We start from the raw sequence: 14,838 nt of genomic DNA, 5'->3' as shown, positions 1-14,838 counted from the left end.
GATTCCGGCGCCGCCGATGCCTCCGGCGCTGCGGGCTCAGTCGTGGGGCTCGGGGGCGATCCCACCGGCTGCGCGTCCGGGCTGTTCGTCATCGTCGTCCTTCCGGATCGTGCAGAGGTGCTCGGCGTAGAGGGCGGCGGCGACGAGGATGCCGCCGGCCGCGGCCGTGCCCACGATCGCCACCATCGAGCCTACCGAGGGCGGCACGGGGCGGGTCAGCAGGAACAGGGCGAGCCCCAGCGCGAGTCCGGCCACGGAGGCCCCGACGATGCTCGACGCCTTCGCCAGCATCGCGACGCGGACCGCGCGGAACGGGTCGATCCGCGCGGGGGCATCGCCGCGCGCCGCCCGGTGGATCGGATACGCCAGCGCCACGACCGCGCCGCCGAGCGCGATCAGCAGGATCGGCAGCGTCACGGCGGGGGTGAAGGTCGGCCGCCCCGACGCGGTCAGCATCTGGTCGAGCGCGAACCCCACCGCGGTGCCGATGACCGCGGCAACGAGCAGCACGCCGGCGCCCGTGCGCGTCACGAGCGCCCCTCGAGCCGCGCGAGCAGCTCGTCGACGCGGCCCGCGCCGGGGAGGACCGCGTCGGGGTCGACGGCCAGCCACGGCACGAGCACGAACGCCCGCTCCGCGGCCCGCGGGTGCGGCAGGATGAGCCCGGGTCCCGAGCTGCGTGCATCGCCGAAGGCGATCAGGTCGAGATCGAGCGTGCGGTCGCCCCAGCGCTCCGCGCGCTCGCGCCCATGACGGTCCTCGATCGCGTGCAGGAACCCGAGCAGCACGGACGGTGCGAGGCGGGTGGTGAGCAGGGCGACGGAATTCAGGTATGCCGGAGCCCCGGCATCCGGCCCGTCGGGCTTCATCGCCACCGATTCGATGGGCTCGGCGGCGACGACCTCGGTGGTCAGCGGCATGCGCGCGAGGTCCTGCACGGCGGCGGTGATGGTCGCGCGGCGGTCGCCCAGGTTCGCCCCGAGCGCGACGACGGCGTGCCCGGCCGGAAGCCCGTGCACCGTACCGTCGCGGTCGATGCCGTGCGCGAGCCGGCGGCTCATCGCGCACCTCGCTCGCGGCGGATCGTGACGGCGACGTCGCCGAACGCGACGGGGATGGGCGCCTGCGGCTTGTGGACGCTCACCTGTACCGCGTCCACCGGGGGATGCTCGAGCACGACTCCTGCGATGCGGGCGGCGAGCGTCTCGAGGAGGTTCACCGGTTCGCCGGCGACCACGGCTGCGACCTGCTCGGCGAGCTCGCCGTAGTGGACCGTGTCGGCGACGTCGTCGGATGCCGCAGCCGGCGTCGTGTCGAGATCGAGCACGAGGTCGACGACGAACTCCTGCCCGTCCCGGCGCTCGTGGTCGTAGACCCCATGGTGGCCGACGACGGTCAGCCCCGTCAGCGTGATCTGGTCGATGCCCATCGGCTCTCCCCCTCCCATGCGCGGCGGACCGCCAGCGCGTCGCGCGATGCGCTGATGTCATGGACGCGCAGGCCCCATGCCCCGGCCTGTGCGGCCAGGACCGTGGTGACGGCGGTGGCGAGGTCGCGGCGATCCTCGTCGACCGATGCGGGGTCGGACGGATCGAGCGTCTCGGCCAGGAACTTCTTGCGGCTCGTCCCGACGAGCACGCGGGGCCCGAGGCGAGCGATGCGCTCGGTGGCGCGCAGCACCGCCCAGTTCTGCTCGCCGCGTTTGCCGAAGCCGATGCCGGGGTCGACGATCACACGGGCGGGCGGGATGCCGGCGGCTGCCGCCGCGTCGATGCGCGACGCCAGCTCGCCGACCACCTCGCCCACGACGTCGGCGTACTCGGCCGCCGCGTACATGTCGGCGGAATGCCCCCGCCAGTGCCCGAGGACGACATCGGCGCCGGCGGCCGCGACGACGGACAGCATCTCGGGGTCGGCGAGCCCGCCCGAGACGTCGTTGACGATGCGGGCACCCGCGTCGACGGCAGCCCGAGCGGTCGAGGCGTTCATGGTGTCGACGCTCACGACGGCGCCCGCCTCGGCGAGCGCGCGCACCACCGGGAGGATCCGCTCCTGCTCGACGGCGGGCTCGACCCGCTCGGCGCCCGGGCGGGTCGATTCGCCGCCGATGTCGAGGATGTGGGCGCCCGCGCGGCACAGGGCGAGACCGTGGGAGACGGCGGCCTCGTGGTCGAGGAAGCGCCCCCCGTCGCTGAACGAGTCGGGGGTCACGTTGACGATCCCCATGAGAAGGGTCATGGTCGGGGTGCTCCCAGCAGGGCGATGAGTTCGGCGCGGGCGGACGGTTCGGCCAGTTCGCCCCGTGCGGCGATGGTCACGGTCGAGGCGTCGGACTGGCGGTCGCCGCGCATGGTGACGCACTCGTGCGACGCCTCGAGCACGACGAGCACACCGCGTGTGTCGAGGGCGCTCGCGATCGCGTCGGCGATCTGCTCGCCCAGGCGCTCCTGCACCTGCGGGCGCGAGGCGAGGATGTCGACGACCTTCGGCAGGGCTCCAAGGCCGACGACCTGCTCGCCCGGCAGGTAGGCCAGGTGGGCGGTGCCGCGGAACGGCAGCAGGTGGTGCTCGCACACCGAGCGGAAGCGGATGCCGCGGAGCATCACCGCTCCCGACGGGAGCGTCTCGGGGGCGGGTCCCCGCGTCACCGAGATCGTGCTGGCCAGCGGCGCTCCCGGATCCTCACCGACACCGCCGAAGAAATCGGCGTACGTGTCGGCGACCCGGTCGGGGGTCAGCCGCAGGCCCGGACGATCCGGGTCCTCGCCGATCGCCTCGAGCAGCTCTCGCACGAGCGCGGCGACGCGCTGTCGGTCTACGGCCACGGGCCGAGCCTACGCGGTCGCGGGGCGCGCCTGACCGCTCGTGCGGCGCTGGGTCGCGCGCTGCGCGGCGGGCTGCTCCGCTTCGACGGATGCCGCGACCCCCGCGGCCTCCTCGACACGGCGCGGCACATCGACCGGCGGCAGCGTCGAGACCGGACGCTCGTCGCTCGAGAGCCACTGCGGGCGCGGCGGGAGCTTCTTCACGTCGCGGAAGATCTCGGCGAGCTCGAGGTGATCGAGGGTCTCCTTCTCGAGGAGGTTCAGCGCGAGGCGGTCGAGGACCTCGCGGTTGGCGTTGATGACCTCGTACGCCTCGTCGTGGGCCTGCTCGATGAGCGCGCGCACCTGCGAGTCGACCTGCTCCGCGACGCGCTCCGAGAAGTCGCGGCCGTGGCCCATGTCGCGGCCCATGAAGACCTCGCCCGAGGACTGCCCGAGCTTGACCGGCCCGACGTCGGTGGTCATGCCGTACTCGGTGACCATCTTCCGGGCGATGCCGGTGGCCTTCTCGATGTCGTTGGAGGCACCGGTGGTGGGGTCGTGGAAGACGATCTCCTCGGCCACCCGGCCGCCCATCGCATACGCGAGCTGGTCCTGCAGCTCGTTGCGGGTGACGGAGTACTTGTCGTCCAGAGGCAGCACCATCGTGTAGCCGAGGGCCTTGCCGCGCGGGAGGATCGTCACCTTCGTCACCGGGTCGGTGTGGTTCATCGCCGCGGCCGCCAGGGCGTGTCCGCCCTCGTGGTAGGCCGTGATGAGCTTCTCTTTGTCCTTCATCACCCGCGTGCGGCGCTGGGGACCCGCCAGCACGCGGTCGATCGCCTCGTCGAGCGCGCGGTTGTCGATCAGCTGGGCGTTCGAGCGCGCCGTCAGCAGGGCGGCCTCGTTCAGGACGTTGGCGAGGTCGGCTCCGGTGAACCCGGGGGTCTTCCGTGCGACGACCTCGAGGTCGACCCCGTCCGCGAGGGGCTTGCCTCGGCCGTGCACCTCGAGGATCTTCTTGCGGCCCTTCAGGTCGGGCGCGTCCACCCCGATCTGGCGGTCGAAGCGGCCCGGACGCAGCAGAGCCGGGTCGAGGATGTCGGGGCGGTTGGTCGCCGCGATCACGATCACGTTGACCTTGGGGTCGAACCCGTCCATCTCGACGAGCATCTGGTTGAGGGTCTGCTCGCGCTCGTCGTGGCCGCCGCCCATGCCGGCGCCGCGGTGGCGGCCGACGGCGTCGATCTCGTCGATGAAGATGATGGCGGGCGAGCTCTCTTTGGCCTGGTTGAACAGGTCGCGGACGCGGCTCGCGCCGACGCCGACGAACATCTCCACGAAGTCCGAACCCGAGATCGAGTAGAACGGCACGCCGGCCTCGCCGGCGACGGCGCGCGCGAGGAGGGTCTTGCCCGTTCCGGGAGGGCCGTACAGCAGCACGCCCTTGGGGATGCGGGCGCCGACGGCCTGGAACTTCGACGGGTCCTTCAGGAAGTCCTTGATCTCTTCGAGCTCTTCGATCGCCTCGTCCGAGCCGGCCACGTCCTGGAAGGTGACCTGCGGCATCTCCTTCGTCACGAGCTTGGCCCGCGACTTGCCGAACTGCATGACCTTCGAACCGCCGCCCTGCACGTTCGAGAGCAGGAACCAGAAGAGCAGACCGAGCAGCAGGATCGGGATCATCAGCGACAGGAAGCCGTCGAACCACGTCGCGCGCGGCACGGCGTCGTTGAAGCCGTCCTCGGGATCGGCGGCGTTGATCGCCTCGACGACCTCGTCGGCGCGCGCGGTCACGTAGTAGAACTGCACCTCGGTGGAGCCCTCGAAGGGCTCGGCGAGCGTCATGTCGACGCGCTGGTCTCCGTCGGTGGTGAGGACCTCGGTCACCGCACCGCGATCGAGCAGCTCGAGACCCTGCTGCGTGGAGATCTGCTTGGCCCCGTTGAGGCTCGAGATGAGCGTGAAGCCCACGATCAGGAACACCGCGATCAGCAGCACGTAGAGAAGCGGATTGCGCGTGATCTTCTTGAAGTCCATGGTGCGGGCGATGCCCGATCCCTTCGTCGACAGCCGTCGCGGGCGGGATGCCCCGGCGACAGTGGGTTTCAGGGTATCGCGGGTCACCTAGGGGTCATCTGTGCATTCGCCGACGGCGTACACCGCGGCATCCGCTCACGAATAGACGTGCGGGGCGAGCACGGCGACATCGCGCAGATTGCGGTACCGCTCGTCGTAGTCGAGGCCGTAGCCGACGACGAAGTCGGTGGGGATGTCGAAACCGACGTACTTGCACTCCACGTGCACCTTGGCCGCCTCGGGCTTGCGCAGCAGCGCGAAGACCTCGATCGACGCGGCGCCGCGCGAGGCGAAGTTGTCGAGCAGCCAGCTGAGGGTGAGGCCGGAGTCGATGATGTCCTCGACGATGAGGACGTGCTTGCCGGTGAGGTCGGTGTCGAGGTCCTTGCGGATCTGGACGACGCCGCTGGACTTCGTTCCCGCCCCGTACGACGAAACCGCCATCCAGTCCATGGGCACGAGGGTCGGGAGGGCCCGCGCGAAATCGGCCATCACCATGACGGCGCCCTTGAGGACCCCGACCAGCAGCAGGTCCTTGCCCTCGTAGTCCGCCGCCACCCGCGCGGCGATCTCGTCGAGCTTCGCCAGGATCTGCTCCTCGGTCACGAGGACGTCGTTCAGGTCGCTTTCGATGTCGGTCGCGCGCATGGCTTCGAGTCTAGGAGTCGGCGGCGGCGAACTCGATGCGTCCGCCGATGCGCCGGGCGCGGCATCCGGGCAGGTCGATCGGCCCCTGCCCCGACCAGTCCGTGACCAGGCGAGCGACCTCGAGGGTCTGGGTGCGCGAGAGGGACTGGTGGAACTCGCTGGCGACGACGTGGCGGATGATGCGGTGGCGCAGCGCCGCCGGGTTGGCCGCGAGAGCCGCCGCAGACACCGAGATGCCCGCCTCGGCGTGCTCGACGATGTCCTCGATCGTCTCGTCGATCATCTCGTCGAAGGCCTCGGCGTCTTCGCGCAGCTGCGCGGCCGTGCGGGCCAGGGCCTCCGCGACCCCGGGGCCGAGCTCGTCCTCGAGGACGGGCAGCACGGTGCGGCGGGCGCGCACCCGGGCGAAGGCGGGGTCGAGGTTGTGGGGGTCGTCCCAGAGGTCGAGCCCCTCGGCCGCGCAGGCGGCTCGGGTCGTGGTGCGGCGGACCTCGAGCAGCGGACGAAGCAGCGGGATGCCGTCGAGGTCGGAGCGGGGCGCCATGCCCTGCAGGCTCGCCGCACCCGAGCCCCGGGCGAGGCCCAGCAGCACGGTCTCGGCCTGGTCGTCGAGGGTGTGGCCGGTGAGGATCGCGGCCGCGTCGAGGTCGTGCGCCGCGGCGGCGAGCGCGGCGTAGCGGGCGGTGCGGGCGGCGGCCTCGGGGCCCCCGGCCGAACCGACGTCGACGCGGACGACACGGCCATCGAGCCCGAGGGCGCGGGCCTGGGCGGCAGCCGTGGCGGCGACCTCGGCCGAGCCGGACTGCAGGCCGTGGTCGACCGTCACCGCGACGGCGGCGAGCTGCCGCTTGGGAGCTTCGAACGCGACGGCCGCGGCGAGCGCGAGCGAGTCGGGCCCGCCCGACAGCGCGACGAGGATGCGGCCGCCGGGCTCGAGGGGCTGCAGCGCGGCGCGGACGGCCCGGCGCACCTCGGCGACGGCGGGGTGCAGGCCCGGGCGGTGGTCGGTCACACTGCCACGGTACCGGCGGCGCGGGCGGGTCGCCGGGGGGGTGCGGCGGGTCGCCGGGCGGATCACAACTCCTGCACCCGGCGCGGGCGCGCGGCGTTCTTCCGCGTGATTCCGCGGCGGGCGACGGCAGGCCCGCGCGAACTGCAGGAGTTATGCGCCCGCACTAGGCTTGTCGCGGCACCCCACCGTCTTCGAAGGAGCACCAGTATGGGCGCGTACGACGCCGTCATCGAGATCCCCCGCGGCAGCCGCATCAAGTACGAGGTCGATCACGGTACCGGCCGCGTCTTCCTCGACCGCATCCTCTACACGCCGATGGGCTACCCGAGCAACTACGGCTTCTTCGAGAACACCCTCGGCGAGGACGGCGACCCGCTCGACGTGCTCGTGCTCCTCGACCACGACCTCGCGCCCGGCATCCTGGCGAAGGTCCGCCCCGTCGGCGTGCTGAAGATGACCGACGAGGCCGGCGGCGACGACAAGGTCGTCGCGGTGCTGGCGAAGGACCCGCGCTGGGCGCACATCCAGGACGTCACCGATCTCTCGGACTTCACCAAGAACGAGATCAACCACTTCTTCGAGCACTACAAGGACCTCGAGCCCGGCAAGTGGGTCAAGGTCGACGAGTGGGCCGGCGCGGACGAGGCGGAGCGTCTTGTGACCGAGGCGTTCGAGCGCTTCGAGCAGCACGAGGGCGAGACGCGCACGCAGGGCGAGGGCGAAGCGCCCAACACGCTGTAGCCTCCGACCATGACCCGGCAGGGGGCGGTACGTCGGCGACTGGCCTCGGCGCGCGAGGCCGTCGCCTCTCGGCTGTGGCCGGTGCCGCTGGCCGCTGTCGTCCTGGCCGTCATCCTCGGCATCGCGCTCCCCCTCGTGGACCGCGCCGTCGACGATGACCTTCCGGCGTCGGTGGCGAACCTCGTCTTCTCCGGCGGGGTGGATGCTGCACGCGCCGTCCTGTCGGCGATCGCGGGCTCGCTCATCACGGCGGCGTCGCTCACCTTCTCGCTCACCGTCGTCACACTGCAGCTCGCCAGCAGTCAGGCGTCGCCGCGGCTGTTGCGGATGTTCTCGTCCGACGGGATGGTCCACGCCACGCTCGCGCTGTTCCTCGGAACCTTCGCGTACGCGCTGACGGTCCTCCGCACCGTCGAGGACGCCACCGACGATGCCGACAAGTTCGTCCCCCGCCTGGCGGTGACGGCGGCCTCGCTGCTGACGCTCGCGAGCGTGGTGGTGCTCACGTTCTTCCTCGCGCATCTCGCCCGGCAGCTGCGGGTCGAGACGATGATGCGCGACGTCCACCGCGAGGCGTCCCGGACGATCACACTCCAGGCCGACGACGAACCGGGCATCGCCGTTCCGGCGTCAGCGGCGGGAGCCGCGTCGATACCGGCACGACCGGCAGACGCGCGGCGGGTGATGGCGCCGGCATCCGGATTCCTGACCGGGGTGGACCGCGCCGAGCTGGTGCGCCTGGCCGCTGAAGCGGACATCGTGGTGCGCGAGCTGCGCACGATCGGCAGCGCCGTGGTCGAGGGCACGCCGCTGGTGGAGTGGTGGCCGGTTTCGGACGCCTCGGCGGATCGAGACGGGATCGACGAGCGCGTCACGGCAGCCTTCGCCGCGGCGTACGAGCGGACCGCGAACCAGGACGTCGGCTTCGGTCTGCGCCAGCTCGCCGACATCGCCGCGAAGGCGCTCTCGCCCGGCGTGAACGACCCGACCACCGCCGTGCACGCGCTCGGCCACATCGCCTCGCTGCTCGGCGACCTCGCCGACGGCGAGCGTCCTGCGCTCGGCTACGCGGATGAGCGCGGTGTGGTGCGACTCATCCCGGCGGCGGACGACTTCGGCGCTCTGGTCGAGATCGGGGTGCAGCAGGTCCGTCGCTACGGAGCCGGGGATCCGGACGTCGTGCGTCGTCTGTTCGGCGTCATCGAGGACGTGGCGTGGCGGGTGCGTCATCCCGAGCATCGCGCGGTGCTTCGCAGTCAGCTCGAGCGGCTGGAGCGGTCGGTCGCCGACGCGGACTACGACGAGCACGAGCGGGCGAGGTTCGCGCGCGACGCGGAGAGCGCGCGCATGGCGTTCGAAGCGACGCTCTAGAGGCTGACGCCCCGGGCCGACATGAACGGCGACGGGTTGATGGGCCGGCCCCACTCGTACACCTCGAAGTGCACGTGGCATCCGAAGGAATTGCCCGTGCGGCCCTCGCTGGCGATCAGCTGGCCGGCGCCGACGCGCTGGCCGTATCCGACGAAGATGCCGCCGTCACGTATGTGGGCGTAGCCGGTCGCCATCCCGTTGCCGTGGTCGATCTTGATGTAGTTGCCGTAGCCGCCGTTGTAGCCGGCGTACACGACGGTGCCGCCCGCGGCGGCGTAGATGCCCGCGCCGCAGCCGGCGGCGAGGTCGACACCGAGGTGCCACGTGCTGGAGCAGTAATTCGACGTGCACTGGCCCGAGCGGGGGCCGTACCCGGAAGAGAAGTAGCCGGACGAGGGCCGCGCCCAGCCGGAGCCGGCGACGGAACCGCCGTTGCCGCCGCTGGAACCGCCACCGCCGCCACCACTGGACGAGCCGCCCCCGCCACCGCCACCGCCGGCGGCAGCCGCGGCAGCCGCTGCGGCGGCACGTTCGCGGGCGAGGCGCTCGGCTTCTTCCCGAGCGCGACGCGCGGCTTCTTCGCGAGCGCGACGGGCCGCCTCTTCGCGCACGCGGACACCCTCCTGGTAGTCCGCGATGGTCTTCGACGTGGTGTCCTTCAGCGCGGCGAGCTGCGCGTCGAGGGTGGAGAGGAACTGGGTCTGGCGCTCGAGCGCGGCCTCGGCCTCTTCGGCGGCCTTCCGCGCGGCGGCCATCTTCTCTTCGGCGATCTGCTGCAGGCGGTCGCGCTCGTCCCGCGCGACGACGGCCTGATCGGTGAGGCTCTGGGCGGTGTCGCGGGCGGTGACCGCCTCTGCGTAGATGTCGTTGTTGCGGGCGATGAGTCGGTCCATCGTGCCCAGGCGCGCGAGCAGGTCGTCGGCCGAGGCCGCGGAACCCGCGAAGAAGAGCTCGAGCGATGTGTCGTCGCCGCCGTTGCGGTACAGCTGCGCCGCGACACGGCCGGCCTTGTTGGCCGACTCCAGGGCCAGGGCGGCCTGGTCATCGGCCTGCACCTGCAGCTGGTCGGCGCGATACGAGGCGTCGAAGAACTCCTGCTGAGCCACGTAGAACTCGTCGGCGGCCTTCTTCGCCGCCGCCTGCTTGGCCGCGACGTCCGCCTTGAGGGACTCGATGAGACCCTGGATCCTCGAGATCTCGCCGGCCTTGGCCGCCTCGTTGTTCCGCGCCCGCTGGACGTCGTCCCACGTGGGGTAGTCCGCCGCGAACGCGGCCGGGAGCAGGGGCGTCGCGATGGCGCCGATGACGGCGGCGCCGAGGATCCCGAGACCGAGCGCGCTGCGCCGGGACATGGTCGGCAATCTGAGCCGCTGGGGGCCGTCGGCGGGCGCGCAGCCGCAGTCGTCGAGGTCGTGCCGTGAGCTCACAGACCCCTCCTTCCGCGCGACAACGTGTTTCACACTAGCAACACGAGTCACATCCGCAACCCTGCGGCGCGCATACGAAGGCGCCCCAGACGCTCTCCGCGTGTGGGCACGTTACCGCGATGCCCCCCTGCGCGCCAGGGGGACGCGTTCTCGATTGGCGAATCGCGGAATGATCTCGTATGCTTGAGCGTCGGCAAGCGAGAGCCCACCGGGTTCATCTCGGCCCCATCGTTTAGCGGCCTAGGACGCCGCCCTTTCACGGCGGTAGCACGGGTTCGAATCCCGTTGGGGTCACTCTTGCCGGACACAACTGAATATGCATGGCCCTGTAGCGCAGTTGGTTAGCGTGCCGCCCTGTCACGGCGGAGGTCGCGGGTTCAAGTCCCGTCAGGGTCGCTCCGAGCGACAAGCCCTTCTCGGAGGGCTTTTCGTTTAGGACGCGGCATCCGCGGATGTTGCGCGGCTCTGTAGCTCAGTTGGTAGAGCGCACGACTGAAAATCGTGAGGTCACGGGATCGACGCCCGTCGGAGCCACTGGGACCCTCGTGTGGCTTCTACGCACGGGGGTTTCTTGTATCCCCCGGTCAGGGCGCGTTTCGAGCGGCCTCAATCTGTTTGCGAACCCGAATCGCTACCACGACATACCCAGTCGAAGACCACACGTTCGCCAGGTTGGGCCGGTCTTGGGCCGGTTCACCCGGAATATCGTCCGCGCAATGGGTCAGGCTCCGACCGAGGATCAGGAGTTCGGGCGTCTCATCATCGGCTCCATTCGCTCGCGTGGCACACGCGCATCGCAGTCAGGCATGGGCGTGTTCGGGCTCGCGAGCGGGTATCGCGGCCAATTGCCGGAGTGCAGCGGGGCGACGGGCGGCGCGGACGCCGTTGAGGATGACGACAACCTCGGCGATCTCGTGCACCAGGACCACGCCGGCGAGCCCGAGCACGCCGAACAGCGCGAGCGGGAACAGCACGACGATGATCGCCAGCGCCAGACCGATGTTGGCGGTCATGATCCGCCGGCCGCGGCGGGCGTGGGCGAGGGCGCCGGGGATGAGGCGGAGGTCGTGGCCGGTGAAGGCGACGTCGGCGGACTCGATCGCCGCCGCGGATCCCTTCACGCCCATCGCGATCCCGACCGTCGCGGTCGCCAGAGCGGGGGCGTCGTTGATCCCATCGCCCACCATCGCGGTCGGCCGCTGCGTAACGAGCGCCTCGATCGCAGCGGCCTTGTCGGCGGGGAGTTGTTCGGCACGGACATCGGTGATGCCGGCCTCTTGGGCGATGGCGTGGGCGGTGCGGGTGTTGTCGCCTGTGAGCATGATCGTCTCGATGCCCTGCGCTTGCAGCATCCGCACGGTCTCAGCCGATTCCGGGCGCAGCTCGTCGCGCACCCCGATCAGCCCGGCGATCTTCCGGTCCGCCTCGACCACGACGACCGTCATCCCCTGCTCGGCCATCGACTCCGCGGTAGTCCGCTGGGCACCGGGATCGAGCCAGCGGACGTTTCCGACCCGGATCGACCGTCCGTCAATGGTTCCGGTGATGCCGTGCCCGGCGTCCTCGACCACATCGCTGGCGGGACGCACGCCGGACGCCGCCTTGGTGATCGCGGCGGCAAGAGGGTGTGTGCTGGTCGCTTCCACCGCCGCAGCCCACGCGAGCAGGTCGTCGCGGTTGACGCCCGATGCGGGTTGCACATCAACGACGGTGGGCTCGTTGCGGGTGAGGGTGCCGGTCTTGTCGAGGGCGACGGCGCGGATCGTGCCGAGCTGCTCGAACGCCTCACCCGACTTGATCACGACGCCGAACTTCGACGCCGCGCCGATCGCGCTGATCACCGTCACCGGGACAGCGATCGCCAGCGCGCACGGGGACGCCGCGACGAGCACGACGAGGGCACGTTCGATCCAGGTCCACGGGTCGCCGACCAGCAGCCCGAACAGCGCGACAAGGGCCGCGGCAATCAGGACAGCAGGGACGAGGGGGCGAGCGATCCGGTCGGCCAGGCGTGCCCTCTCGCCCTTACGGGCGTGGGCCTGCTCCACCAGGGCGACGATCTGTGTGAGGGAGTTGTCGCGGCCGTCCGCGGTCGCCTCGATCCGCAGGGTCGCGGAGCCGTTCACCGAGCCGGCGGCGACCGCATCGCCGGGGCCGACCTCGACGGGGATGGATTCTCCGGTGATCGCCGACGTGTCCAGGCTGGACCGTCCTTCGACGACCACGCCGTCTGTCGCGATGCGGTCGCCGGCGCCGACGACGAGGATGTCCAGCTCCCGCACGTCCGCGGCAGGGATCGTGATGTCGCCGGTGAGGCGGGAGACGCGGACGGTGTCGGGGATGAGGGACAGCAGGGCGCGCAAGCCTTCCTTGGCGCGGTCCATCGCCCGGTCCTCGAGCGCTTCGGCGAGGGAGAACAGGAATGCCAGCGTCGCGGCCTCCCCGACGTGTCCGAGGAGCACGGCGCCGATGGCGGCGATCGTCATCAGCAGCCCGACGCCGAGCCTGCCCCGGATCAGGCGGCGGATCGCGCCGGGGACGAATGTGTAGGCGCCGGCGAGCAGCGCCGCCCACTGCAGCACCAGCGCCGGGATGTACAGACCAGTCCACTCGAACGTGTATCCGGCGAGGAGGAACAGCCCTGACAGTGCGGAGGGGAGCAGGGCGAGGTCGCGCCACCAGGGCGGGCGGACCTCCGGCTCCTCGGCTGCCTCGGCGTCGGTGGTGGCGAGGTCGGGTCCGCAGCAGGCATCGCCCGCCTCGTGTGCCGCGCTTCGCGTCGTGGTCTTGGAGGAGGGTTCTGGGGCGCAGCAGGCGTCACCGGTCGCGAGAGGCCGGGACAGTTCGATGCGCCGGACCGTGCCGGGCTTGCGCGGCTCGTCGGGGCCGCAGCACTCTTCACTCACTGCTCGCTCTCCTTCGTTGCGGGGGTGGGCGTCTGCTCGAGGAACGTGAGCGCGGCCAGTGCGTCATCGGTGCCGGTCACGGTCAGGCGCAGGTCGGGGTGGGTCGTGTCGATCGACCAGGTCACGAACGTGCAGCAGGTCTGCTCGGTGCGGACCAGCTCCGTCAGCCGGGCGGTCGCGTCGTCGATCTTCGGGTAGTGGACGGTGATCTGGCCAGCCGTCTTGTCGAGGTCCAGGAGGTAGTCGTCATTGAACTCCTGCCACGCGGCCAGCTGTGCAGCGCCAGCGCCGGGCGTCAGCGTGCAGGCCACCGGCAACAGGTCACGGTCGACGAGGCTCATGCGCAGCACTCGCACTGATCATCCATGCACGGGGCGCCCTCGTCGACGGCGACAACAGCCTCGAGCAGCTGTCGCATCCCCTGGGTTAGATGCGGGTCGGCGATCTCATATCGAGTGCGCCGCCCCTCCGGAGTCGCGACGATCAGCCCGCAGCCACGTAGGCACGTCAGATGGTTCGAGACGTTCGTCCGCGTCAGCTCGAGATCTCGTGCGAGCTCGGCCGGGTAACCCGGAGCATCCAGCAGGGTGAGGAGGATTCGGGAACGGGTCGGGTCGGCCATCGCCCGACCCAGTCGGTTCATCACATCGAGGCGAGAAGTAAGAGTCAGCACACGCTGACTATACATTCTCCGCTGTATCAATGCGAGAGCGGGATGCGTAGCAGAGGATCGCGATCGACGGGTGCATCGCGCACAGCGCGCGTCATCCTCCGCCGGGCAGATGCTCGAGGTGCCCGATGGCTTCCTCGAGCAGTTCGGAGACGTGGTCGTCGAAGAGTGAGTAGTGGATGTGCCGGCCGTCGCGCGTGCCGATGACTAGGCTCAGATGCCGCAGTAGCCGCAGATGGTTCGATGTGGTCGTCTGTCCGATGTGCAGCTGTTCGCTGAGGTCGGTCACGGTGCTCGGCTGAACACTCAGCGCGCTCAGAATGCGCAGCCGCACAGGTGACGCCAGCGCCTGCATGATCTCGGCGAGACGCTCAGCATCCGCCACGGACAGGGAGCCTGCTTCCCGACGCGTCTCAGTACCGACCATGCTCACCATTGTGCCCTCCGATCACGATAATCATTCACAACTACAACATATCATGATCTTGTGATGTATCCTGGTCGCATGACTGCTTCTTCCCCGACGACTACCGCGCCCGCTGCGGAGACGCACGACCATTCCCACGGTTCGGCCCGGTGGGAGCTGTGGTTCGCGATCGCCGCGGGTGTGACCTACGCCGGGGGGATGATCGCCGAGTTCGCGTTGGGGCTGCCGATGGTCGGGTGGCCGTTGGTGTTCTTCCTCGCCACCTACTTCTTCGGTGGGTTCTTCACGTTCCGCACCGCGATCGCTTCGACGATGCGAGGGAAGTTCGAGGTCGACTTCCTCATGCTGGTGGCCGCGATCGGCGCCGCCCTCATCGGCCGGTGGGCGGAGGGGGCGGTGCTGCTGTTCCTGTTCAGCCTCGGCCACGCGCTCGAGGAGTACGCCCTCAGCCGTGCCAGCAAGTCCATCGAATCGCTCGCCGAGCTCGCTCCCCGCAGCGCCCTGGTGCGCCGCGGCGGGGACGAGCCGGTGGAGGTGCCGGTGGAGGAGATCGTCGTCGGGGACATCGTCGTCATCCGCCCGAACTCCCGCATTCCCTCAGACGGGTTCGTGATCTCCGGGGTGTCCGCGGTGGATCAGTCCGCGGTCACCGGGGAGTCGATTCCGGTGGAGAAGGAGCCGGTGGCCGACCCGGAGCGGGCGATGCGCACCGTCGACACCCTGCCCGCCGCGAACCGTGTGTTCGCCGGCACC

Annotated in this window: 15 protein-coding genes, 3 tRNA genes and 1 pseudogene; 6 read left to right on the top strand and 13 right to left on the bottom strand. The window is 70.6% G+C overall.

From position 1 onward, the window contains the following. Positions 1-36: 36 nt before the first annotated feature. From Q9S36_RS40305 to tilS, 8 genes are all read right to left on the bottom strand, one after another. Positions 37-531: a DUF3180 domain-containing protein gene (locus tag Q9S36_RS40305; protein ID WP_311290365.1), complete on the bottom strand. Its 495-nt coding sequence runs from the start codon at positions 529-531 to the stop codon at positions 37-39. Further along, positions 528-1,061, bottom strand: coding sequence for a 2-amino-4-hydroxy-6-hydroxymethyldihydropteridine diphosphokinase (folK, locus tag Q9S36_RS40300; RefSeq protein ID WP_311290364.1), 534 nt, complete (start codon positions 1,059-1,061; stop codon positions 528-530). The genes Q9S36_RS40305 and folK overlap by 4 nt, the downstream gene beginning before the upstream one ends. Continuing rightward, a complete protein-coding gene (folB, locus tag Q9S36_RS40295) occupies positions 1,058-1,429 on the bottom strand; it encodes a dihydroneopterin aldolase (RefSeq protein ID WP_311290363.1) in 372 nt (123 codons plus the stop codon). The genes folK and folB overlap by 4 nt, the downstream gene beginning before the upstream one ends. Then, entirely contained in the window at positions 1,405-2,238 is an 834-nt protein-coding gene (gene folP, locus Q9S36_RS40290; RefSeq protein ID WP_311290362.1) for a dihydropteroate synthase, read from the bottom strand. Before folP ends, folB begins: the two co-directional genes overlap by 25 nt. Next, complete coding sequence (folE, locus tag Q9S36_RS40285) at positions 2,235-2,825, bottom strand: GTP cyclohydrolase I (RefSeq protein ID WP_251454336.1); 591 nt, start codon at positions 2,823-2,825, stop codon at positions 2,235-2,237. Before folE ends, folP begins: the two co-directional genes overlap by 4 nt. 9 nt (positions 2,826-2,834) lie before the next feature. Next, entirely contained in the window at positions 2,835-4,844 is a 2,010-nt protein-coding gene (gene ftsH, locus Q9S36_RS40280) for an ATP-dependent zinc metalloprotease FtsH (RefSeq protein ID WP_311290415.1), read from the bottom strand. A 135-nt stretch (positions 4,845-4,979) separates the two neighbouring features. Beyond that, positions 4,980-5,531 carry a hypoxanthine phosphoribosyltransferase gene (gene hpt / locus Q9S36_RS40275; protein ID WP_311290361.1) on the bottom strand — a complete coding sequence of 184 codons (552 nt, stop codon included), beginning with the start codon at positions 5,529-5,531 and terminating at the stop codon, positions 4,980-4,982. Between the two features lie 10 nt (positions 5,532-5,541). Beyond that, positions 5,542-6,543: a tRNA lysidine(34) synthetase TilS gene (gene tilS, locus Q9S36_RS40270; protein WP_311290360.1), complete on the bottom strand. Its 1,002-nt coding sequence runs from the start codon at positions 6,541-6,543 to the stop codon at positions 5,542-5,544. Between the two features lie 207 nt (positions 6,544-6,750). On the opposite strand from tilS, the gene ppa reads away from it, so the two are divergent. Together ppa and Q9S36_RS40260 are read left to right on the top strand one after the other, a co-directional pair. Next, entirely contained in the window at positions 6,751-7,284 is a 534-nt protein-coding gene (gene ppa / locus Q9S36_RS40265) for an inorganic diphosphatase (protein ID WP_311290359.1), read from the top strand. A 9-nt stretch (positions 7,285-7,293) separates the two neighbouring features. Continuing rightward, on the top strand, positions 7,294-8,655 hold the full coding sequence (locus Q9S36_RS40260; RefSeq protein ID WP_311290358.1) for a DUF2254 domain-containing protein: 1,362 nt from the start codon (positions 7,294-7,296) through the stop codon (positions 8,653-8,655). Here the strand turns inward: Q9S36_RS40260 and Q9S36_RS40255 are convergent. Further along, on the bottom strand, positions 8,652-10,007 hold the full coding sequence (locus Q9S36_RS40255) for a M23 family metallopeptidase (protein ID WP_396653943.1): 1,356 nt from the start codon (positions 10,005-10,007) through the stop codon (positions 8,652-8,654). The two genes, Q9S36_RS40260 and Q9S36_RS40255, sit on opposite strands and share 4 nt — an antisense overlap. 296 nt (positions 10,008-10,303) lie before the next feature. Here Q9S36_RS40255 and Q9S36_RS40250 point away from each other — a divergent pair. The 3 genes from Q9S36_RS40250 to Q9S36_RS40240 all read left to right on the top strand — a co-directional run bounded on the left by Q9S36_RS40250 (position 10,304) and on the right by Q9S36_RS40240 (position 10,616). Next, positions 10,304-10,376 (top strand) — tRNA-Glu (locus Q9S36_RS40250). A gap of 28 nt (positions 10,377-10,404) precedes the next feature. After that, a tRNA-Asp gene (locus tag Q9S36_RS40245) sits at positions 10,405-10,478 on the top strand. Between the two features lie 65 nt (positions 10,479-10,543). Beyond that, a tRNA-Phe gene (locus Q9S36_RS40240) sits at positions 10,544-10,616 on the top strand. Positions 10,617-10,882: 266 nt separating this feature from the next. Here the strand turns inward: Q9S36_RS40240 and Q9S36_RS40235 are convergent. From Q9S36_RS40235 to Q9S36_RS40220, 4 genes are all read right to left on the bottom strand, one after another. Continuing rightward, positions 10,883-12,988: a heavy metal translocating P-type ATPase gene (locus tag Q9S36_RS40235; RefSeq protein ID WP_396653942.1), complete on the bottom strand. Its 2,106-nt coding sequence runs from the start codon at positions 12,986-12,988 to the stop codon at positions 10,883-10,885. Beyond that, positions 12,985-13,329, bottom strand: a complete 345-nt coding sequence (locus tag Q9S36_RS40230) for a VCBS domain-containing protein (protein ID WP_311290356.1) — start codon at positions 13,327-13,329, stop codon at positions 12,985-12,987. Before Q9S36_RS40230 ends, Q9S36_RS40235 begins: the two co-directional genes overlap by 4 nt. Beyond that, positions 13,326-13,661: a metalloregulator ArsR/SmtB family transcription factor gene (locus Q9S36_RS40225; RefSeq protein WP_311290355.1), complete on the bottom strand. Its 336-nt coding sequence runs from the start codon at positions 13,659-13,661 to the stop codon at positions 13,326-13,328. The genes Q9S36_RS40230 and Q9S36_RS40225 overlap by 4 nt, the downstream gene beginning before the upstream one ends. 91 nt (positions 13,662-13,752) lie before the next feature. Beyond that, positions 13,753-14,085, bottom strand: coding sequence for a metalloregulator ArsR/SmtB family transcription factor (locus Q9S36_RS40220; RefSeq protein WP_311290354.1), 333 nt, complete (start codon positions 14,083-14,085; stop codon positions 13,753-13,755). Between the two features lie 78 nt (positions 14,086-14,163). On the opposite strand from Q9S36_RS40220, the pseudogene Q9S36_RS40215 reads away from it, so the two are divergent. After that, a pseudogene (locus tag Q9S36_RS40215) lies at positions 14,164-14,838 on the top strand (heavy metal translocating P-type ATPase); the annotation flags it as partial.

This window comes from Microbacterium sp. ARD31 (assembly GCF_031844425.1).
This window is presented reverse-complemented; position numbering and strand designations above follow the sequence as displayed.